19 protein-coding genes are annotated in these 19,302 nt (G+C 52.9%); 13 read left to right on the top strand and 6 right to left on the bottom strand.

The features are described 5' to 3' along the window. The first annotated feature begins 90 nt into the window (after positions 1-90). The 3 genes from CPH80_RS12620 to CPH80_RS12610 all read left to right on the top strand — a co-directional run bounded on the left by CPH80_RS12620 (position 91) and on the right by CPH80_RS12610 (position 3,896). The gene (locus tag CPH80_RS12620; RefSeq protein ID WP_096278268.1) at positions 91-1,125 is read left to right on the top strand and encodes a type IV pilus twitching motility protein PilT; all 1,035 of its coding nucleotides are present in this window, start codon (positions 91-93) and stop codon (positions 1,123-1,125) included. A 48-nt stretch (positions 1,126-1,173) separates the two neighbouring features. Then, a complete protein-coding gene (locus CPH80_RS12615) occupies positions 1,174-2,295 on the top strand; it encodes a PilT/PilU family type 4a pilus ATPase (protein WP_096278266.1) in 1,122 nt (373 codons plus the stop codon). Positions 2,296-2,417: 122 nt separating this feature from the next. Next, complete coding sequence (locus CPH80_RS12610) at positions 2,418-3,896, top strand: OmpP1/FadL family transporter (RefSeq protein ID WP_096278264.1); 1,479 nt, start codon at positions 2,418-2,420, stop codon at positions 3,894-3,896. A gap of 63 nt (positions 3,897-3,959) precedes the next feature. Here CPH80_RS12610 and polA read toward each other — a convergent pair whose 3' ends face one another. Continuing rightward, entirely contained in the window at positions 3,960-6,704 is a 2,745-nt protein-coding gene (gene polA, locus CPH80_RS12605; protein ID WP_096278262.1) for a DNA polymerase I, read from the bottom strand. 109 nt (positions 6,705-6,813) lie between these two features. Between polA and CPH80_RS12600 the strand changes: the two genes are divergently transcribed. Then, entirely contained in the window at positions 6,814-7,152 is a 339-nt protein-coding gene (locus CPH80_RS12600; RefSeq protein WP_096278261.1) for a DUF2782 domain-containing protein, read from the top strand. Between the two features lie 9 nt (positions 7,153-7,161). Here the strand turns inward: CPH80_RS12600 and CPH80_RS12595 are convergent, their stop codons facing one another. Then, positions 7,162-7,686, bottom strand: coding sequence for a fibronectin type III domain-containing protein (locus CPH80_RS12595; RefSeq protein ID WP_096278259.1), 525 nt, complete (start codon positions 7,684-7,686; stop codon positions 7,162-7,164). Between the two features lie 341 nt (positions 7,687-8,027). Here CPH80_RS12595 and CPH80_RS12590 point away from each other — a divergent pair, with 341 nt between their 5' ends. Then, the gene (locus CPH80_RS12590) at positions 8,028-8,447 is read left to right on the top strand and encodes a hypothetical protein (RefSeq protein ID WP_096278257.1); all 420 of its coding nucleotides are present in this window, start codon (positions 8,028-8,030) and stop codon (positions 8,445-8,447) included. A 126-nt stretch (positions 8,448-8,573) separates the two neighbouring features. On the opposite strand, the gene CPH80_RS12585 is transcribed toward CPH80_RS12590, so the two are convergent. Then, positions 8,574-9,224 carry a DUF4124 domain-containing protein gene (locus tag CPH80_RS12585; RefSeq protein ID WP_096278255.1) on the bottom strand — a complete coding sequence of 217 codons (651 nt, stop codon included), beginning with the start codon at positions 9,222-9,224 and terminating at the stop codon, positions 8,574-8,576. Between the two features lie 3 nt (positions 9,225-9,227). After that, positions 9,228-9,866 (bottom strand): orotate phosphoribosyltransferase, encoded by a 639-nt coding sequence (pyrE, locus tag CPH80_RS12580; protein ID WP_096278253.1) that lies wholly within the window; start codon positions 9,864-9,866, stop codon positions 9,228-9,230. An 81-nt stretch (positions 9,867-9,947) separates the two neighbouring features. On the opposite strand from pyrE, the gene CPH80_RS12575 reads away from it, so the two are divergent. Next, positions 9,948-10,754 carry an exodeoxyribonuclease III gene (locus CPH80_RS12575; RefSeq protein WP_096278251.1) on the top strand — a complete coding sequence of 269 codons (807 nt, stop codon included), beginning with the start codon at positions 9,948-9,950 and terminating at the stop codon, positions 10,752-10,754. A 46-nt stretch (positions 10,755-10,800) separates the two neighbouring features. On the opposite strand, the gene rph is transcribed toward CPH80_RS12575, so the two are convergent. Beyond that, entirely contained in the window at positions 10,801-11,517 is a 717-nt protein-coding gene (gene rph / locus CPH80_RS12570) for a ribonuclease PH (protein ID WP_096278249.1), read from the bottom strand. A 215-nt stretch (positions 11,518-11,732) separates the two neighbouring features. Between rph and CPH80_RS12565 the strand changes: the two genes are divergently transcribed. Then, positions 11,733-12,599: a YicC/YloC family endoribonuclease gene (locus CPH80_RS12565; protein WP_096281595.1), complete on the top strand. Its 867-nt coding sequence runs from the start codon at positions 11,733-11,735 to the stop codon at positions 12,597-12,599. A 247-nt stretch (positions 12,600-12,846) separates the two neighbouring features. On the opposite strand, the gene CPH80_RS12560 is transcribed toward CPH80_RS12565, so the two are convergent. Further along, positions 12,847-14,121 carry an MFS transporter gene (locus tag CPH80_RS12560; protein WP_096278248.1) on the bottom strand — a complete coding sequence of 425 codons (1,275 nt, stop codon included), beginning with the start codon at positions 14,119-14,121 and terminating at the stop codon, positions 12,847-12,849. Between the two features lie 321 nt (positions 14,122-14,442). Between CPH80_RS12560 and CPH80_RS22005 the strand changes: the two genes are divergently transcribed. The 6 genes from CPH80_RS22005 (at position 14,443) to CPH80_RS12535 (ending at position 19,240) form a co-directional block, all read left to right on the top strand. Then, positions 14,443-14,748: an EamA family transporter gene (locus CPH80_RS22005; protein WP_197703546.1), complete on the top strand. Its 306-nt coding sequence runs from the start codon at positions 14,443-14,445 to the stop codon at positions 14,746-14,748. Next, positions 14,667-15,284, top strand: coding sequence for a DMT family transporter (locus tag CPH80_RS12555; protein WP_197703545.1), 618 nt, complete (start codon positions 14,667-14,669; stop codon positions 15,282-15,284). Before CPH80_RS22005 ends, CPH80_RS12555 begins: the two co-directional genes overlap by 82 nt. A gap of 365 nt (positions 15,285-15,649) precedes the next feature. Next, complete coding sequence (locus CPH80_RS12550; RefSeq protein ID WP_096278246.1) at positions 15,650-16,768, top strand: hypothetical protein; 1,119 nt, start codon at positions 15,650-15,652, stop codon at positions 16,766-16,768. A gap of 2 nt (positions 16,769-16,770) precedes the next feature. Next, positions 16,771-17,151: a hypothetical protein gene (locus tag CPH80_RS12545; protein ID WP_096278244.1), complete on the top strand. Its 381-nt coding sequence runs from the start codon at positions 16,771-16,773 to the stop codon at positions 17,149-17,151. A 308-nt stretch (positions 17,152-17,459) separates the two neighbouring features. After that, the gene (locus CPH80_RS12540; protein ID WP_227520141.1) at positions 17,460-18,347 is read left to right on the top strand and encodes a YqaJ viral recombinase family protein; all 888 of its coding nucleotides are present in this window, start codon (positions 17,460-17,462) and stop codon (positions 18,345-18,347) included. 62 nt (positions 18,348-18,409) lie between these two features. After that, positions 18,410-19,240: a hydrolase or metal-binding protein gene (locus CPH80_RS12535; protein WP_096278242.1), complete on the top strand. Its 831-nt coding sequence runs from the start codon at positions 18,410-18,412 to the stop codon at positions 19,238-19,240. The last annotated feature ends 62 nt before the right edge of the window (positions 19,241-19,302 follow it).

Here is a 19,302-nt window from a genome sequence, read left to right as displayed (position 1 = left end):
TCGCAGGTCACTGAAATTCCAAGTGATCATGGCAGTGTTCTGCCAGACAGACGCAACCTAGATAAAAGAAAAAGCCTTCCGAGGACGTCTATGGATATTACTGAACTGCTTGCCTTCTCGGCGAAACAGGGTGCGTCTGACTTGCACCTTTCCGCCGGCCTGCCCCCGATGATCCGTGTTGATGGCGATGTTCGCCGCATCAACCTTCCGCCCATGGAGCACAAAGAAGTTCACGGGCTGATCTACGACATCATGAACGACAAGCAGCGCAAGGACTACGAGGAATTTCTAGAAACCGACTTTTCCTTTGAAGTACCCGGTGTCGCCCGCTTCCGTGTTAACGCGTTTAATCAGAACCGAGGGGCAGGTGCCGTTTTCCGTACCATCCCCTCGAAAGTACTGACCATGGACGACCTTGGCATGGGCCAAGTGTTCAAGGATGTATCCTCGGTTCCCCGTGGGCTGGTATTGGTAACCGGGCCGACCGGCTCGGGTAAGTCTACTACGCTTGCGGCGATGGTTGATTACATCAATGACACCCGCTATGAACACGTACTTACTATTGAAGACCCGATCGAGTTTGTGCACGACTCCAAGAAGTGTCTGATCAACCAGCGGGAAGTGCACCGGGACACTCTAGGTTTTAACGAAGCCCTACGCTCTGCGCTGCGGGAAGACCCCGACATTATACTGGTAGGTGAGCTACGAGATTTGGAAACCATCCGCTTGGCGCTTACCGCGGCAGAAACAGGCCACTTGGTTTTCGGCACCCTGCACACCACCTCGGCCGCGAAAACCATCGACCGGGTTGTAGACGTGTTCCCAGCGCAAGAAAAATCTATGGTGCGCTCCATGCTTTCTGAGTCGCTGCAGGCGGTTGTTTCGCAAACGCTGATGAAGAAAATGGGCGGCGGCCGGATAGCGGCTCATGAAATCATGATTGGTACTGCGGCAATCCGTAACCTGATTCGCGAAGACAAAATTGCCCAAATGTACTCATCGATTCAAACCGGCGCTTCGTTGGGCATGCAAACGCTGGATCAGTGCCTTGAGCGCTTATTGCAGAAGGGTCTGATTTCTAGAGAAGCAGCGCGAATTAAGGCGAAAATGCCTGATAATTTCTGACCACCAGCTTTTATCGGGTGGTTTTTTAAAAGAGCATAGGTAATCAAAATGGAATTCGAAAAACTGCTTCGTCTGATGGTAGAAAAAGGAGGCTCAGACCTCTTTATTACGGCCGGCGTTCCGCCCAGCATGAAATTGAACGGTAAAGTACTGCCGGTCACCAAAAATGCGTTAACGCCGGAACAGACGAGGGAGTTTGTGTATGGCTCGATGAACGACAAACAGAAAGCCGAGTTTGATGAAACCCATGAGTGCAACTTTGCCATCAGCGCACGGGGCATTGGTCGCTTTCGGGTGAGTGCGTTCTTCCAGCGCAACCTGTGTGGCATGGTATTGCGACGGATTGAAGTGAAGATTCCGCAGATTGATGATCTGGCACTGCCGGAAATCGTTAAAGAATTGGCCATGACCAAGCGTGGTTTGATCATGTTTGTTGGGGCTACCGGTACTGGTAAGTCAACGTCGCTGGCTGCGATGATTGGACACCGTAATCGCAACAGCCGTGGGCATATTATTTCTATTGAAGATCCCATTGAGTTCATACATCAGCACCAGGGCTGCATTGTGACGCAACGGGAAGTGGGAATTGATACGTCGAGCTTTGAGGTGGCGCTGAAAAACACGCTGCGCCAAGCGCCTGACGTTATTCTTATCGGTGAGGTGCGTACCCGCCAAACCATGGAGTATTCGGTTCAATTCGCCGAGACAGGCCACCTTTGTCTTGCAACACTGCACGCCAACAACGCCAACCAGGCACTCGATCGAATCATCCAGTTTTTCCCGCCGGAACAGCATAACCAAATCTGGATGGACTTGTCCCTTAACCTAAGAGCCATCGTGGCCCAGCAACTGATCCCGACACCGGACGGTAAAGGCCGCAAGGCTGTTATTGAGGTTTTGATCAACACGCCACTGGTGGCAGATTTGATTCGCAAGGGTGATGTGCACAAGCTTAAGGAACTGATGGCAAGGTCCAACGAATCCGGTATGCGGACGTTCGACCAGGCTCTGTATCAACTTTATGCCGAAGGCTCTATTACCTACGAAGATGCGCTGGCCCACGCCGACTCGGCTAACGACCTACGCCTTATGATAAAACTGGGTACGGATGCCCAAGGGGCAGATCAGTTGTCGTCCTCTGTAGACAAGCTAACCATTCAAGATAACTAACGACGCGGGCATAGACTAAAGCTGTAAAAGGTTAGGGTTTCAAATCAGTAGTTTTAGCATTTGAGGCCATTAGCCACTGATGCGTATACTCCGCCACAAACTACAAAGGAGATTCCGCTGTTATGAGACCCTCACTGCTTACCCGTGCTGTTCGCCTCGCCACGCTGGCCGCAGTCGCTGCCCCAGCCAGCGTTTTTGCTGGTGGCTTTTCCCTGAACGAACAAAGCGCTAGTGCCATGGGCGTTGCTAACGCTGGCGCTGCTGCTAACCCTGAAAACGCGACGACCGTGCTGTTTAACCCTGCGGGAATGAGCCAGCTCAAAGGTACCAATATTTCTTTTGGTGCTGCGGTTCTGGATATTGATGCTGAGGCTAAGAGCGCCAGTGCCTCGAATACATTGGGCGACACCGTAGACGGAAGAACCGGTGGTGATATCGCCGACCCGGCAGTTTTGCCAAACTTTTATCTGACCCATCAGGTTAATGATTCAATTCATGTGGGCTTCGGCATTCATGCGCCTTATGGCCTGGCAGCTGATTATGATAATAACTTTGCGGGGCGTTACTTCGCGGACAAAACCGAGCTGAGTGTGATCTCGTTTTCGCCAGCGATCTCTGTGAATAACGGGCAAGGTTTGTCTATGGGTGTGGGCATCAATGTAATGTATGCAGAGGGCAAGCTAACCAAGTTCCAAGATTATTCTGGTATCTACGGCAGATGGCAGCAAGCATACGGCAAAATAGCTGCCGGGCTTCCTACGGGGACTACGCCTTCAGATCTCGGGCTTACCGCCCCTTCAGATTTTGAACAAGGTTATGCTGATATTGAAGGCGACGATATCGCCGTTAATTTTCGCGTAGGCTTCCTGTATGAACTATCGGATCGAACCCAGTTTGGTTTGACTGCTCAGACAGGCACCGAGTTTGAGCTGAAAGGTGACGCTGAGATCTCTGGTTTGCCACAGACGACCGAGGTTGACTTGGGTGCCCTTGGTGTTCAGGCACTACCAACAGGTGCTCAAGGTGCAGCAAGCGAGGCCGTTCGTGTACCTCTAGCGATCCCGGAAAGTATAACCGTCGGTGCGCGCCACCAATTAACGGATACAGTAACTTTGCTGGCGGGTGCAACATATTCCAAGTGGAGCCGCTTTGAAGAGCTAGATATCGTTAGCCGAGAAGGTGGGACGGGCCCCGTTTCCAGTGTGACTGGAAATGAGGTCATTACTCATATCACGGAAAAGTGGAAGAACACCTGGCAGCTTAATGTTGGGTCCATTTGGCAGGTAACCCCAGAGTGGGCGCTGAAGGCAGGCTATGCTTGGGATGAGTCTCCAGTTGATAACTACCTAACCGCTCGTATCCCATCGAGTGATCGGCACTGGTTGACGTTAGGCGGGCAATGGAAGAGTGCAAGCCAAGGGTGGACTGTTGATGCAGCCGTGGGTACCTTGCTGTTTACTGATGATCCGAAGGTGAATGAATTCTCCTATCAGCATGATGCACCAACACAGAAAGACCCTTCTGCGGGTGCGTCCAACTATAAAGGCGAGTACGAACTCAGCGCCTGGAGTGCCTCCATCCAAGTCAGCAAAGCCTTCTAAACAAAGCTTTAGCTAGCTAGCATTAAAAACGCCCGGTTGAGCTCACTCACCGGGCGTTTTTATTTAGTGAGCCTGATCCCAATTATCACCCAAGCCAGCTTCCACAAGCAGTGGCACCGCCAACGTCACTGCGCCAGACATACGCTGTATCAGCCCTTCGCGAATCTCGTCTACGGCATCTTCCTTCACTTCAAGAATCAATTCGTCGTGCACTTGCATGGTCATGCGGGCAGTATCCGGGTGCTCCGCAAGTAGCCAGCTTTCCACATCAATCATTGCCAGCTTGATGATATCTGCGGCTGTGCCTTGCATAGGCGCGTTGATCGCTGTGCGCTCGGCGGCCTGCTGCAGCTGTTTGTTGCGTGCGTTGATTTCGGGCAGATATAGCCGCCGACCGAACAGGGTTTCAACAAAACCGTCGTCATGGGCCTGTTTTCGGATGTTGTCCATATATTGCAAAACACCCGGATAACGCTCGAAATAGAGGTCGATGTATTGCTGCGCAACCTTGCGGCCCACATCTAGCTGGCGGGCCAGTCCGAACGCAGACATGCCGTAAATTAGGCCGAAGTTGATGGCTTTGGCGCTGCGGCGTTGGTCACTACTTACTTCATCGAGAGTCACGCCAAAGACTTCAGCGGCTGTCGCTTTGTGAATGTCCTCTCCGTTCGCAAAAGCTGTCAACAGGCCTTTGTCGCCAGACAAGTGCGCCATAATCCGCAATTCAATCTGCGAGTAGTCCGCCGCCAGCAGCTTATAGCCCTTCTCGGCAATAAACGCCTGGCGAATGCGCCGGCCCTGCTCGGTACGGATAGGTATGTTCTGCAGGTTGGGCTCAGAGGACGACAGTCGCCCGGTGGCCGTTACCGCCTGATGATAAGAGGTGTGCACGCGCCCTGTGCGGTGGTGAATCAGTTCCGGCAGCGTGTCTGTGTAGGTGGACTTGAGCTTGCTCAGGCTACGGTGTTCCAAAATCAGCCTGGGCAATTCGTGCTCGTGGGCCAGCTCCTGCAGTACGGGCTCTGCTGTAGATGGAGCGCCCTTTGGAGTCTTCTTAATCACCGGAAGGCCCATCTTCTCGTAGAAAATGGCCTGTAATTGCTTGGGTGAAGCTAAGTTGAAGTTCTCGCCAGCCACTTCGTGGGCGTCTTTTTCCAGCTCGGCCATCCGCTCGGCCAATTCTTGGCTGTGCTGGCGCAGGGTACTGGCGTTGATCAGCGTGCCGCGCTGCTCCATGCGAGACAGTACCGGAATTAGAGGCAGGTCTATATCCTCATAAACCGACTGCAGCTTGCCGACCTTAGCCAGTTGCGGGCGTATGGCCTGGTGTAGGCGCAAGGTTATGTCAGCATCCTCTGCGGCATAGGGGCCCGCCTGTTCAAGATCCAGCTGGTTAAACGTAAGCTGTTTTGCGCCTTTGCCGGCAATGGATTCAAAGGTGATGGTTTCTTCGCCCAGATAAGTCCGCGCCAGGCTGTCCATGTTATGGCGGGACGATACCGAGTTCAGTACGTAAGACTCCACCATGGTGTCTTCGGCGATGCCGTTCAGGCAGATGCCGTGGTTGGCCAACACGTTCTTGTCGTACTTAAGGTTCTGGCCGACCTTCTTTTGTTTCGGGTCTTCCAGTAGAGGTTTTAGCTGGGCCAGCACTTGTTCGCGATCGAGCTGTTCTGGCGCGCCCATGTAGTCGTGGCCGAAGGGCACGTAAGCCGCTTCGCCCGGCTCAATGGCAAAAGACACGCCCACCACCTCGGCGTTCATGTAGCGCAGGCTTGTGGTCTCTGTATCGAAGGCAAATAGCTCGGATTTTTTAAGCCTTGCTACCCATTCATCGAGCTCTTCTTGGTCGGTGATCACGCTGTAGCGCTTTTCTACCGGAGCGGGTGCTCTATTGCTGTCGTCTTCCGCGACATGGTTCTCGCTCACGCTGGGCACATTCGATGCCTTGGTTTCTAGTTCAGCCGTCCAGCCTCGTAGCTCGTGCTCCCGGAACAGTTCCAGTAGCTCCGCATCGTTCTGCTCTCGCTCCTGCAGATCTTCCAGGCAGAACGCCAGTTCCACATCCATTTTGATGGTGGCCAGCTCTCGGCTCAGGGGTAGGATATCAACTGCTTCGCGCAGGTATTCGCCAATCTTGCCTTTGATCTCGCCTGCATGTTCAAGCAGGTTGTCGATGTTGTCATAGGTTTGCAGCCACTTTACCGCCGTTTTCGGGCCGCATTTGTTCACGCCCGGAATGTTATCTACTTTGTCGCCCACCAGCGCCAGGTAATCAATGATCTGCTCAGGGGTTACGCCGAACTTCTCTTTCACCCCTTCCCGATCCATCGGAGTGTTTGTCATGGTGTTGATCAGGGTTACGTGCTCGCTGACCAGCTGGGCCATGTCCTTGTCGCCGGTTGAGACCACCACATCAATACCTTTGTGGGTAGCTTCGTTGGCCAGAGTGCCAATCACATCGTCTGCTTCCACGCCGCTCACGATCAACAGGGGCAGCCCCATAGCCTTTACCATCTGATGAATGGGCTCAATCTGCACGGCGAGGTCGTCCGGCATGGGCGGGCGGTTGGCCTTATACTCTTCATACAGATCGTGGCGGAAGGTTTTGCCCTTGGCGTCGAACACCACAACCACCTTTGAGCCCGGGTAATCCTGATCCAGGCGGCGAATCATCGCGATGACGCCCTTGATGGCACCGGTGGGTTGGTTCTTACTGGTGATTAGTGGCGGAAGTGCATGATATGCACGAAATAAATAGGACGAACCGTCCACAAGCACCACAGGTGGGGTCTTTTGTTCAGTCATGTCAAAGCGGATCCGGATTCTGATTGAAGCGTGGGTTGGCTTGTGCAACTCTGTATTTAATTTGATGGACAACTGTACTTAATTTGATGAACAAAAGGGTATCACGAAAATGAAACGAATCGCCTGTTCCGCATTTCTGCTCGTATGGGGCCTGGGGTCTGCGCTGGCGCAGGAAAGTGGTGCGCTGGATGAAACCGTTGTAGAAACGCCCAAAGAGCCAGTAGTGATCTCGGATTACCAGTCATCCAGCGATGGCCCGCAGATTGTTATTCGCCCTGGTGACGATGAGGTGTTCTACGAGTACCGTGTGAACGGACAACTGATAGAGATAAAGGTGGTGCCGGAAGTTGGCGGTGAGTATTACCTAGTGCCCGCAGACGGCGGTGGCTGGGTTCGGGAAGCGGATTCTGGCGTGTTGGTTCCAAGCTGGATACTGTTTCGCTGGTAAGCAGTTTGCTCAGATCAGATCAACCAGAACGGGCGCCGAGCGCCTGCTTTCCAGCCCCTCTGCATCAACCGTTGTAATCGCAAATTCGTAAGCGCCTGGCGGCAAGTCGGTAAGTGGCTGGCTTGTGCGGTCTGGGCTGTCCACAGGAATTACATTGAAGCTATTCTCATGCCGTAAGCGGTAGTAAATTCGGAACCCTGCAATGTTCCCCGCCTTCAGCGCGGAGCCATCTTCCCGTGTTTGTGGCGCGCTCCAGCTCAGTGCTTTGGGGGGCTTTGGCTTTGGTTCTGCTACAGAGTTCTTGGCAGGCGTTTTTTTCTGCCCAAGTGTTTCGAGTAATCCACCTGTCGCTGTGTCGAACCGGTTGTTTGCCAGCTCCGACGCCCGGAAAATCGTTGAGTGATTGGCTCTGTCATCTTCTTGGCAACCGGCTAGCAGCATCAGTGTCGACATAAAAACAATAAATGGCAGGCAAGCAAACAGCGTAAATCCGCTCCGTTGGGAGAAGAATTGATAAGGCGTGGTTTTCTTCATAACAATCTCTGTGGAACTCTCGCGTTAGGGCTGGTGTTGTACAGCCTCTTTTTTTAACTGCGTTTGTAGAGCCCGAATAAAACGGGGGAGGCGGGCTACCGAAACAGCGAGCATTATGCGTATCGAGGGGCGCATGACAAGGAACTGATCCGTAAAATAACGTATACGTCTCAAGATCAAAGCTTCTGTTTTTAGTATGAACATTCTAATTTTTAACCGTAACCTTGGTCATAGAATCAAACAAAGGCACTCACCTTCGCACTGATCACGCGGTCTAGAGCAAGATCAGACGCAGTAAGGGGAGTGTCTGAACTAGCTTCAATAAACTAAGGAGAAGTGACATGGGTAAACTTAAAACTTATCAGGAACAGCTTCAGGAAATCGTAGACAAAGGCATCAATGCAGCTGAAGAGCAGCAGAAGAAGCTTGCATCTAAGCCGTTCGAGTACGCAGAAAAGCTGGAAACTGGCGCGCGTGAATACAGCGTTGAAAGCCTGCGCAATCGTTACAACGGTTACAGCGACGGTCTTTTTGGCCAGCTGCGCAACCTGAACAGCCGTTTTGGTAACTTTGCAGCTGATCTCGTAGCAAAGCTCGAGAAAGAAGCAGTCGAAGGCGCAGACACAGTTTCTGAAGCAGCAGACGACGTGTCTGAAGCCGCTCAGGACGCTAATAAGTCTGTAGAAGCCAAGAAGCCAGCTGCTCGCAAGACAACTGCGAAGAAAAAGACTGCTGAGAAGAACGCAACTGCTTCAGCCTGATTGTGAGGTAAGCGGTTATGTCGGTACGTAGTTTTTACCGATAAACAAAAAGGGCGCCGGCTCAAGCTATGGCGCCCTTTTTGCGTTTGGCCGATGGCCATTTGCGGTTGGTGCCCTGAGTGCAGGTTAATCGGTGGTGTCGGTTGCTTCCAACGATAGAGTGCGCGTCTCGCCAGTGACTTTTTCAAGGCGCTTTATGTCCTTCTCAAAAGCCTGCTTGAGGGAGTTTATTTCCTGAGCTTGCCCGGAAATTTCCCGCTCGATATCACGGATTTGGGATTCAAGACGGTAGATTTTTTCGAGGGTTGCGTCCGGTATTTTCTGGCCGTTACGCTCCATATCTGCAGCGCGGCTTTGTTCACTGTCCAGTTGGCTCGAGATAACGGAAATATTGCCTCGTTTGAGCTGAATCAGCCCCTGCAATTCACCCAGTTTGCGGTGCATGGCTTTGATTGCTTGATCGGGATGGCTGAAGCGCTTTAGAAGTCGAGCGTCTTTCTCGCGTTGAAGTGTGAGCTCTTTTTGACGCTGCTTTTCTGCTTCGCGAGCGACAATCTCTGCCTCTGTTGGCGCCGGGGGGATGGTTTCCATTACCCGCCCGTTTGAATTGAGGATGTCGTAGCCGCGTTTAGTGGCTTGTTGGGGAATGGTGTTGCTGATTACAAGCTGGCCTTCTTCGTCCGAGTAGCGGTACATGCTAGATTCTGCCAGGGCTGTCATACCCATGGGCAGCAAGAGAGCCGCAGTGGCTGAAAATACGGTCAGGCGCTTGTGCATCAGTCAGACTCCGTAGCGTTCCCGGTAGCTGGCTACCTTCGTGGCGTGGCCAGAAAACTCCGGGTTGGTCTTAAGATAGTCCAAAACTTGTTCCAGGCGGATGATACTGACCACCGGAATGCCAAATTCGCTCTCCACTTCTTGTATCGCGGAGAGTTGGCCGTTGCCGCGCTCCTGCCTGTCCAAGGCGATTAGCACGCCAGCGGGTTTTGCCCCTGCTGCACGGATAAGACTGATGGATTCGCGTATGGCTGTGCCAGCAGTAATAACATCATCAACGATGAGTACGTTACCCTGCAACTGGGCACCGACAATATTACCGCCCTCGCCGTGATCTTTCTTTTCTTTGCGGTTAAAAGCAAACGGTTTACTTTTGCCCTCTTGGGCCAAGGCCATGGCAGTAACTGTTGCCAACGGGATGCCCTTATAGGCAGGCCCGAATATGATGTCATAATCAAGCCCACTGCGGTCGATGGCTGCGGCGTAGGCCTTACTGAGCTGTAGTAGGTCGTCCCCGGTGTTAAACAGCCCAGCGTTAAAAAAGTAGGGGCTGGTCCGACCGGACTTGAGTGTGAAATCGCCAAAGCGAAGTACGTTGCGGCGGATGGCGAATTCAATAAAATGTTGCTGATAGTCGTGCATGGTAAGGCTTCTGGCGGGTGTGGATCTTTTAATGACGCGTAAAAACGGTATCATACACACAAACCGAATCAGGGAACACGTATGCGGGTAGTATCAATCAGCGTCAATGGTCTTGCCCAGGCTGTTGAAAAAGGTTTCTTCGACTGGCTGGCCGAGCAGGATGCAGATGTTGTTTGTGTTCAAGATCACCGTATGCGCGCCTATGAGATTGAAGACAAAAATCTCATTCCTGAGGGCTATGAAGCGTATTTCATAGATGGCGAAAACAATGAGGATGGTGGCGTGGGCATTTACACGCGGCATTTTCCCAAGGCCATCATGTACGGTTTCGCTAACGAGCAGGCAGATCGCGAAGGGCGCTTTATTCAGGCAGATTTCGATAAGGTGTCTGTGGCTTGTGTGCTGGCTCCCTGCGCGCTGGGTCGTGAGGAAGAGTTGATCAGTGAAGATGACCTGACGGTACTCGACCATAAAGATGACTTTTTGGATGCGTTCGGTTTGCACATGCAAAAAACGCTGCGCAAGCGGCGGCAGTTTATTTTTGGTGCGAACCTGCAGACGGCACACCATGTTACGGATGCCAGCCCCCTGTACCATAAATTGGATTATTCGGGGTTTTTGCCCCATGAGCGTGCTTGGCTCGACCGGTTTTTTGATGAGATGGGTTGCGTGGATGCGTTCCGTGATATCAATAAGCAGGGTAATCAGTTTACCTGGTGGCCGGAGCAGACTGAGGGTTCGCGGAAGAATGCGGGCATTCGGGTGGATTACCAGCTAATGACGCCGGGCATTCGCAAGACCATTCAGGATGGCTGGATTGACAGCACGACCCGGTTTTCGGATCACGCTCCGGTGATTATGGATTACGATATAGAAATCGGTTTCTAAATATCTGGGGGAGCGTCTGTTCGATGACGTTTCCCCAGACTTGTGACTAGCCTTCCAGCGCTTCTTTCTGCAGTAAGAATAGCTTTTCAATGCCTTGCTTGGCCAGTTTCAGCATGCTGTCGAGCTCTTCCTGAACAAACGGCGCACCTTCCGCAGTACCCTGAATTTCGATGAAACCACCTTGGTCGGTCATGATCACGTTCATATCGGTTTCGGCTTCGGAATCTTCCGGATAATCCAGATCAACCACGGGCGTTCCTTTGTAAACACCCACGGACACGGCTGCGATCATTTGCTTCAGTGGTGACTTCTTGATGCGCTTTTCCGCAACCAGGTAGTTGAGGGCATCTACCAGTGCTACGCAGCCGCCGGTGATGGCAGCGGTGCGGGTGCCGCCGTCGGCTTGGATGACGTCGCAGTCGATGGTGATGGTGTGCTCACCCAGAGCTTCCATGTCGACGGCTGAGCGCAGGGAACGGCCGATCAGGCGTTGGATTTCCACGGTGCGACCGCCTTGTTTGCCACGGGCTGCTTCGCGGCCCATGCGGCTGCCGGTTGAGCGGGGCAGCATGCCGTATTCGGCGGTAATCCAACCTTTGCCTTGGCCGCGCAGGAACGGCGGCACTTTGTTTTCTACGGAAGCCGTGCAGATCACTTTGGTGTTGCCGAATTCAACCAGCACGGAGCCTTCAGCGTGGCAGGTGTAGTTCCGGGTAAGGCGAATTTCTCTGGGCTGTTCGGGCGTTCTGCCGCTTGGACGCATAATAATTCCTGGTTTTTTAGGTTGGTGTCCGGATAGTTTGCCCCGGACGGATTGGAGTTGGAAAGCCGCGAAGTGTAACACGTCGGGCACGGGTACCGGGGTGCTCGTCCCGGTGCCTTTAATGCCTGCAGTGGCGTTCGCCGCAGGTGATCACAGCCTGTTAGACTCAAGCTCTACAAACAATGATTGCGACCACTAACAAAGCCGGAGCCGAGATGATTAAAAGCATGACTGCATTTGCCCGGAAGGATATTCAGGATAGCCAGGGAACGCTGACGTGTGAGATTCGTACCGTCAATCACCGCTATCTAGAGCCGTCTTTCCGGCTGCCAGAGGCCCTGCGCGAGCTTGAGAATCCATTCCGGGAAGAGCTGCGAAAGCAGCTTAATCGGGGCAAGGTGGATGTGTCGATTCGCTTGCAGTCTACCGAGGCGGGTGTTCCAAAATTTGAGGTTAATGAGGATATAGCGCAGGCGGTCAACCAGGCTGCAAACCACGTTAATCGTATGCTGGATAATCCAGCGCACATTAATGCTCTGGAAATTCTGCGCTGGCCCGGGGTGCTGTCCGTTCCGGAGCAAGACTTTAGCTCAGTTAAAGAATCTGCCATGAAGCTGTTCGCGCAAACGGTTGAAGAGCTTGCAGTTGTGCGAGAGCGGGAAGGCGAGCGCTTGCGCCCGCTGTTTGAGGATCGGCTGACGCAAATGAATACGTTGATCGCGACAGTTCGCAATGGCATGCCCGGGCTGCTCAAGGCCCAGGAGGAGCACCTGCGCGAGCGTTTCCAGAAGGCCAGAATAGAGCTGGACCCTGAACGTATTACTCAGGAAATGGTCATGCTGGCGCAAAAAAGCGATGTGGCAGAAGAGCTGGATCGGCTGGATGCTCACATTAGTGAGGTTACCGACACTCTCAAGCGCGATGAAGCCATTGGCCGCCGGCTGGATTTCCTGATGCAGGAGCTGAACCGGGAGGCCAACACCCTAAGTAGCAAAAGCATCGATGCCGGTGTAACCCGGACCGCTGTGGATTTGAAGGTGCTGATCGAGCAGGTGCGGGAGCAGGTGCAGAACATTGAGTGATGTCTACCGAGACCCATAAAAATCTATAAATATCTGTCTCGATAATTCACCGGTTCCGCTATTAGGCAATTGAAGAAGGATTCACCAAACGAATTTGTCGGCGAGGATCCGTCTAACTTCAAACTATGGGTCTACAGTATGGTGAAAAATTAGAGTGTTCATGCTAGAGCAAAAAAATCAGAAAAGCAAAAAGCTTTATAATCCTGGGGACTGAAAATCGGGACAGATTTATTTAAGCAGAGATCGGCTACGGGTTTTCAGTCTCATCCGCGACAGGTGCCAGTGGCTCTCCATCTTCGTCCAGGAGCTGGTAATTGTACGCCGCCTGAAGACCAGTTTGGTCTTCAATCTGCTCCTCCTCGGGCTCATCGTCAATGTAGCGCGGGTACAGTGGCGACAACATTGCTACCAGGATGCCGATCGCGGAGAAGGTAGCAAACGCATTGGCGTATCCGAATTCACTCACCAGCATGCCGACAACGGGCGAGCCGGTTGCCTGCCCGAGCGAGACAGCCATGAACGGCAGTACCGGCCCCATCGACATTCGGCCCGGTAACAGGCGGATGCCGGTCATCAGATAGAGCCCCGTCAGGCTCATATAGGCCAGACCGAAAACCAGCGCAGAGAATGCCGCGAGCACCAGCTGATCAGGGCTGGCAGCAAGCAGTGTCAAGCTCGCGGATAACATCACCAGCATCAGTGAATGTGTGATGGGTGGGTTGTTGCGATCGGCCAGGTCGGCCACCACGGCACCTCCGATGCCGGCAATGCCAACCGCAAGCCACAGCCACCCGGTTGCAGAGGGCGGTAGGCCGCCGAGGGTGACCATTAAATCGGGTGCGAAGATCCAGTACGCAGAGGAAACGAAGCCCATTACGAATGCAAACAGCGAAAGCCTGAACAGACGCCACCACTGCAGGGCGCTGATTGGAGTTGTCGACGCAGCGTTCGCGGGAATGACCCGAGACACGGAAGGGATAAAGTACCACGCAGCAACGACCCCAATCCCCGCCAGGATGGCAAAGGACAGGTACGCGGAGCGCCAAGCGCCAGACAGGAAAAGAACCACCGGTACGGCAACGGCCACGCCAATGCTGGTGCCCGCATTCATGACCGAACTGACACGGCCGTGCACCGAGCGGCTCACCATCGCCTGCATGGCAGCCGTGAGTGCCGGCATCATAAGCCCCGTGCAGATACCGCACGCGAACACGCCCACGCCGAGCGACAGAGCACCAGACGCCTGGCTGATCAACGCCAGACCGACGACGCCGAAACCACCCGACAGGGCGGCCGTGTTGCGGGCACCGAGACGATCGGCAGAGAGCGGTGCCACTAACGTCGCCAGAATGAAACTAATAAGCGGCAGCGCGCCGATGATACCGATTACGTCTGGCGTAAGACCCAGCTCGGCCCGGATAGGGGGTACAAATAGACCAAAAGCAAAGCGCGCGAGCCCGTAGCTGATCGCGATCAGTGCAGCACCAAAGAGCGCAAACCCTGTATTCGAGAGAGACTTCATGCCGCCTCCGCCAGTCAGGAATTGAGGATTCGAGGAAACAGGAGCGCGGAAACCGGGTCAGATTTATAGGCGCAACGTGAGATTTAGTTGTACCAGAGATGGTGTTTAAAAATAAACCTGCACCGGTTTTTCTGACAAATAACGCCCCGACGCAGATTCGGGCATTTCGTGAATAAGGTCATGCTTTTCCAAGGACATGCAGGTAATCATCTATGATGAATGTGGATGTCATTGGTTCATTCTGAACATTCAGACTACTCAGCTTTCGACGTTCGTCAATGACCTGCACTGCTTTGCAGCCAAATCAACGGGGAGGCTCCGATGAAAACTTGGGTATTGCTGGTTCTGATCACCATGTCGGAGGCGACCATTGGTGTTTTCGTCAAGCTGACGGACGGCTGGATACCGGTTCAGACACTGACATTTTACGCCTTTCTCTTTGCAACGGCATTGCTGATGCTGGTCATGCCGTGGGCCAACAAACAGCCTCTTAAACTGCCCCGTGGCAACTGGAAAGACACCTTTCTTATCGGAGCACTGATTGCGTGCCAGAGTGGCTTTTTCTGGGCGAGAAAGCGAAAAAAAGCTATATCCTCATTTTCGCGATCGCGCTGGCTGGCATTGTGATTGCCAAACCGCTGCAGGACGGCTACATGCTCGGTAACATGGTGGCGCTGGGCGTGGGTGCGATCTATGCGGCCATGATCACCTATATGCGCCATGAGGGAAAAACCGAAACCGGCAACGATATTGCCTGGTCTCTGCTGTTTGCGGCGTTGATCATGTCACCCTCGGTGTTCGTCGTGGGCCCCGGGGATATCACCGGCATGATTCGCTATGAGAGTCTCGGGATGTCCTTGCCTGTTATGCTCTGGGCTGCGGGGCTGGGCCTGATATCCATGGGGTTCGCCTATTTCGGTATCTCGATCGTGCTCAAGTCCATTAACGCCAACGTTTATTCGCTGATTGATATTATCGTTTCGCCCGCAGTCGCTACGATGTGGGGCTTTTTGATCTTCAACGAAGTGCCGGCACTCAGCATGTTGTACGGTGGCGCCATGTTGCTCGGCGCCGGTGCCTGGCTGACCCGGGACATGTCCCAGCTCGGCCCGGATAGGGGGGTACAAAAAGACCAAAGGCGAAGCGCGCGAGCCCGTAGCTGATGACGATCAGTGCAGCACTAAAGAGCGCAAACCCTGTATTCAAGAGAGACTTCATGCAGCCTCCGCCAGGCAGAAAAAGCCCCGACTAGCGGGGCTTTAAAGTTCTTTGAGTTCCGGTGTAATCCCGGTGCCTCAGAAGTTGGTGGGACGGCGTCCATAAAACCGGGGTATTTTTTGCGTTGGATGCTAATCCTACCAACCAGATTTTCTACCATATTGGATTTAAAAGACTGTTGGTCGGTCCAAGTACAGGAAAAACCAGCCCGAATGCACTATGGTCGAGGTCAGCCTATGATGATTTCTGGTCAGCAAGCAAGAGAATCATCTGTTAGATAACTTCAGTGCATGAAGGAGCATTGCTCAACATGGAGCGAATACCTTTTCTCAAACCAAGGATGGCAGGCAGTCGCTTTGACGATCATGCGATTCCTCTTGATATGCTCAAGGAGTTCGCCGTATTGGAGGAAATGATTGTCGAGGTGGCCAAGTGGCACTATCTTAACGATCACCCGAAACGCTCACCGAGAGGATTTACAAAAGGTATTTCCGTCAAGCTAATTGCTGTTGACGAAGGCAGCGCTATGCCAGATATGTCGCTATTCGTCGATCAGCGTCAATTAATAGCCCCAGCAAATCAGACTTATTTTGAGCGTGCCCGAGACAGTATCGTCGACGCCATAGAGGCGGCGGGGCAAAACGCTGAAATTAGAAACCATCTTCCAGAATCTCTGCTAGGTTACTTCGATAAGCTTGGAAGAGGTTTGCGTCAGGATGAATTTATTGATTTCGCTCCAGAGGCAGTTGGACGAAGTGCGAGGTTGAATCAGGCCACGCGAAGAACATTGAGGTTGGCTTCAACGCAGCTGCAGGAGCTGACCGAGGAGGTTAGTCTCAGGGGGGTGATTCCTGAAGCTGATCAGGCCAAGCTTACCTTTGAAATCGAGACTATTGGCGGACAGAGAGTTTCAGGGCCCATCCCAGTGCAGCACTTCGAGATAATTGTTAAAGCTTTCAACGGGTATCGAAATGGGCTTCAAGTAAGCATTCAAGGAATTGGCCTCTATAATCGAAACGGCCAGTTGAAGAGCATGGAAGAAGTTAAGCACGTCACGTTGCTAGACGAACGTGATGTGGGCGCCCGAATCGATGAACTGCGTTTGCTCAAGAATGGCTGGCTGGATGGCAAATTAGGCAAAGCTCTTGATTCTGACCAATTGAACTGGCTAGACGGCCGCCTAGATTCATATTTGAATGACCCGCTCCCCTCTCCCTATTTATATCCGACCGATGAAGGTGGTGTGCAGCTAGAGTGGAGTATCTGTGGTCATGAAATAACTCTGGATATTGATCTGGCTACTAAGTCAGGCCACCTTAATGCCCTGCATATGCTCACTGAACAGGAAACTGAATTACAAGTGAACCTCTCAGAAGATGATGGCTGGGAAAGAGTTACCGGCCTGCTTGAAGAATTTAACGGAGAGTAATCGTGAAGGAAGACACACCGCTGCTGAGACAAGTCCACCCAAGCTTTATCCAGAATGGCAGAGTTTCCTCTCAGGTTTTTAGGCCTACTCCCAAGGACGATAAAAAGCTGTCCGTGTACGACGGCCATGCTATCGCAGCCTCAGATGCATATGAACATTACACCACGTCGTTAAAACAATCATCAGTCGGAGTGATGGCGGTGACTTGTCAGGAGTGTAAGGAGCTAGAGCTTGAAACCAAGGATGATCCCTTAGAAAATTTCCCGGAACATGCGGTTATAGACTTCAGTCCCTATGGCACAAATTCAACTGAAAAAAAGGCTAAAATCTTGAGAAGTAGGGCAGGGAAGCGCGATTGGCTCTTTAGCAATACTGGAACCTGATTCAACGAGATTTCAAACCTATATCACCTCTGTGAACCAAGGCACTGACCGTGCCTTCCCTCCATTCACAGAGGTCACTTTAATGTCTGAACAATGTCCCAATTGCCTGTCGATTCGGATCGGCAAAAACAACTACGGTAAGAAAGCCGCTGGCGTCATCGGGTGGACTCTGCTTGGTTTGGAACCGGCGCTGCCGTCAAGAACCGGGCCCTCGAACAGGCCATGTCTCTTGTGGTTTAACACCCCTTACTAAACACCAAAACGTCATAAAGCCCCGCTTGAGCCTACTGCTCTTGCGGGGCTTTTTTATGTCTGGAGGAAACATCATGGGCATGAACCCTTATCAATCCCAGCCTGAGCTGTGGATGGTCAAAACCGGACGGGATGCGAGCTTACCAAAGCCGGATTCAGACGACCCCAGTTCTCCGGTGTATTGGGGCCATGTTCTGGAGCCCATCGTGGCTGAGCAATACAGCCAGCAGACAGGCAGAAAGGTACGCCGAGTGAATGCGGTACTGCAGCACTCTGACCCGGATAAGCACTGGATGTTGGCGAACCTTGATTACGCCGTAGCAGGCGATGAAGAAGTGCAGATCCTGGAGTGCAAAACCGCCGGGGAGTTTGGTTCACGCCTTTGGAAAGAGGGTGTGCCGGACTACATCCAGTGCCAGGTACAGCATCAGTTGGCAGTAACTGGCAAGCAGGCTGCTGATGTTTGCGTTCTGTTGTGTGGCCAGCAGTTGAAAATCTACCGGATTGAGCGGAATGAAGAGCTCATCGACGCACTGATTGTGCTTGAGCGCCAGTTCTGGGATTTCGTTGAAACGGATACACCGCCTCCTACAGACGGAACCGATTCTGCAGACCGTGCGCTGCGCCATCTGTACCCGGTAGATCAAGGGGAAACCCTGGACTTCAGCCAGAGCAAGGAGTTGTCCGACGCGTTCGATGAGCTTCTGGCGATCCGATCTGAAATGGAAACCCTGAAGTCCACCGAGTCGCATTTGAAGCAGCGCATCCAAAGCCAAATGGGTGAAGCCTCAAAAGCCACCTTCCCAAGCGGGAGCGTCAGCTGGAAACGAAGCAAGGATTCCGTAGGGCTGAATTCCAAGAAACTGCTTCAGGACCAGCCAGGGCTTCTGGATCAATACCCGCTCACCAAGTCGGGAAGCCGACGATTTCTCATTCAAGCATAAACACCCCTTGGCCAGGCGGGTATGACAAGTGCCCCCGTGGCCCTTTTTCCAGGAGAGTTATCATGATTAAAGGTTTAGCCATTACGCCCCCGGTGTTGGGGCGCATCAGCATTGGTCGGGTCGTTGAAAAGAACGGCTGGCTGTTGCACCCACTCGATGAAGAGCTACGAAAGAATGCTCCAAACGGCAAGCTGCGAACCATTCCGGTACGCATGCTCTTCAACGAAGCGGATCTCAACCTGCGGGCTGAGTACACCATGTTCGATCGAAAAAGCGGCCGACCTATGTGTGTAGGCAACGGCGACACATGTAAGCGCCGCACGCAGTCAGGAGTACAGTCTTTGCCTTGCCCCTCACCAAGCTTGTGCGAGTTTGGCAAAGGCGGGTTATGCAAGCCCTATGGCCGTCTGAATGTGAAGGTCGGCGATGATGATGACTTGGGTACGTTCATCTTCCGCACGACTGGCTATAACAGCATACGGACACTGGCAGCCAGGCTGAGCTACTACCAGGCAGTCTCTGGTGGCCTACTGGCCTATATGCCGTTAGAACTGAAGTTGCGAGGAAAAAGCACGACGCAAAGCCGCCGCACGCCGATCTACTACGTGGATTTGGGGATCAAGGAAGGGGTGCCACTGCAGGAAGCGGTGGCTGAGGCACAGGAAAAAGCCAGGCAGATGAAAGAGGAGGGCGTTGACCAGGCTGCGCTCGATCTAACCGCTGCAAAGGGATTTGGGAATGCACTGTTTGAGTATGATGAGGATGAGGTGAGCCAGGTGGTTGAAGAGTTTTATCCACCTACCATAGATACGGACGAGGGGCCGGTGGATAATTCCTCTGTTGTGTCAAAGCTGAGGAAAGACGTCGATGCTACAAGATCGGTTTCTGGCTAGATTCAGAGGAGTGGCCGCGTTCGGCCACTCCTCTTTACCCGAGGTGTGCAATTTTTCTTTTT

It is taken from the genome of Marinobacter sp. LV10R510-11A, from assembly GCF_900215155.1.
In the GTDB taxonomy this organism is placed as follows: Bacteria; Pseudomonadota; Gammaproteobacteria; order Pseudomonadales; family Oleiphilaceae; genus Marinobacter.
This window is presented reverse-complemented; position numbering and strand designations above follow the sequence as displayed.

Coding starts and splice junctions, on each gene's coding strand:
- CPH80_RS12620 (WP_096278268.1), top strand. CDS start 91: ATGGATATTACTGAACTGCTTGCCTTCTCGGCGAAACAGGGTGCGTCT.
- CPH80_RS12540 (WP_227520141.1), top strand. CDS start 17,460: ATGTCTGGAGGAAACATCATGGGCATGAACCCTTATCAATCCCAGCCT.
- CPH80_RS12600 (WP_096278261.1), top strand. CDS start 6,814: ATGAAACGAATCGCCTGTTCCGCATTTCTGCTCGTATGGGGCCTGGGG.
- CPH80_RS12590 (WP_096278257.1), top strand. CDS start 8,028: ATGGGTAAACTTAAAACTTATCAGGAACAGCTTCAGGAAATCGTAGAC.
- pyrE (WP_096278253.1), bottom strand. CDS start 9,866: ATGCACGACTATCAGCAACATTTTATTGAATTCGCCATCCGCCGCAAC.
- CPH80_RS12585 (WP_096278255.1), bottom strand. CDS start 9,224: ATGCACAAGCGCCTGACCGTATTTTCAGCCACTGCGGCTCTCTTGCTG.
- CPH80_RS12595 (WP_096278259.1), bottom strand. CDS start 7,686: ATGAAGAAAACCACGCCTTATCAATTCTTCTCCCAACGGAGCGGATTT.
- CPH80_RS12535 (WP_096278242.1), top strand. CDS start 18,410: ATGATTAAAGGTTTAGCCATTACGCCCCCGGTGTTGGGGCGCATCAGC.
- rph (WP_096278249.1), bottom strand. CDS start 11,517: ATGCGTCCAAGCGGCAGAACGCCCGAACAGCCCAGAGAAATTCGCCTT.
- CPH80_RS12575 (WP_096278251.1), top strand. CDS start 9,948: ATGCGGGTAGTATCAATCAGCGTCAATGGTCTTGCCCAGGCTGTTGAA.
- CPH80_RS12550 (WP_096278246.1), top strand. CDS start 15,650: ATGGAGCGAATACCTTTTCTCAAACCAAGGATGGCAGGCAGTCGCTTT.
- CPH80_RS12560 (WP_096278248.1), bottom strand. CDS start 14,121: ATGAAGTCTCTCTCGAATACAGGGTTTGCGCTCTTTGGTGCTGCACTG.
- polA (WP_096278262.1), bottom strand. CDS start 6,704: ATGACTGAACAAAAGACCCCACCTGTGGTGCTTGTGGACGGTTCGTCC.
- CPH80_RS12565 (WP_096281595.1), top strand. CDS start 11,733: ATGATTAAAAGCATGACTGCATTTGCCCGGAAGGATATTCAGGATAGC.
- CPH80_RS12610 (WP_096278264.1), top strand. CDS start 2,418: ATGAGACCCTCACTGCTTACCCGTGCTGTTCGCCTCGCCACGCTGGCC.
- CPH80_RS12615 (WP_096278266.1), top strand. CDS start 1,174: ATGGAATTCGAAAAACTGCTTCGTCTGATGGTAGAAAAAGGAGGCTCA.
- CPH80_RS22005 (WP_197703546.1), top strand. CDS start 14,443: ATGAAAACTTGGGTATTGCTGGTTCTGATCACCATGTCGGAGGCGACC.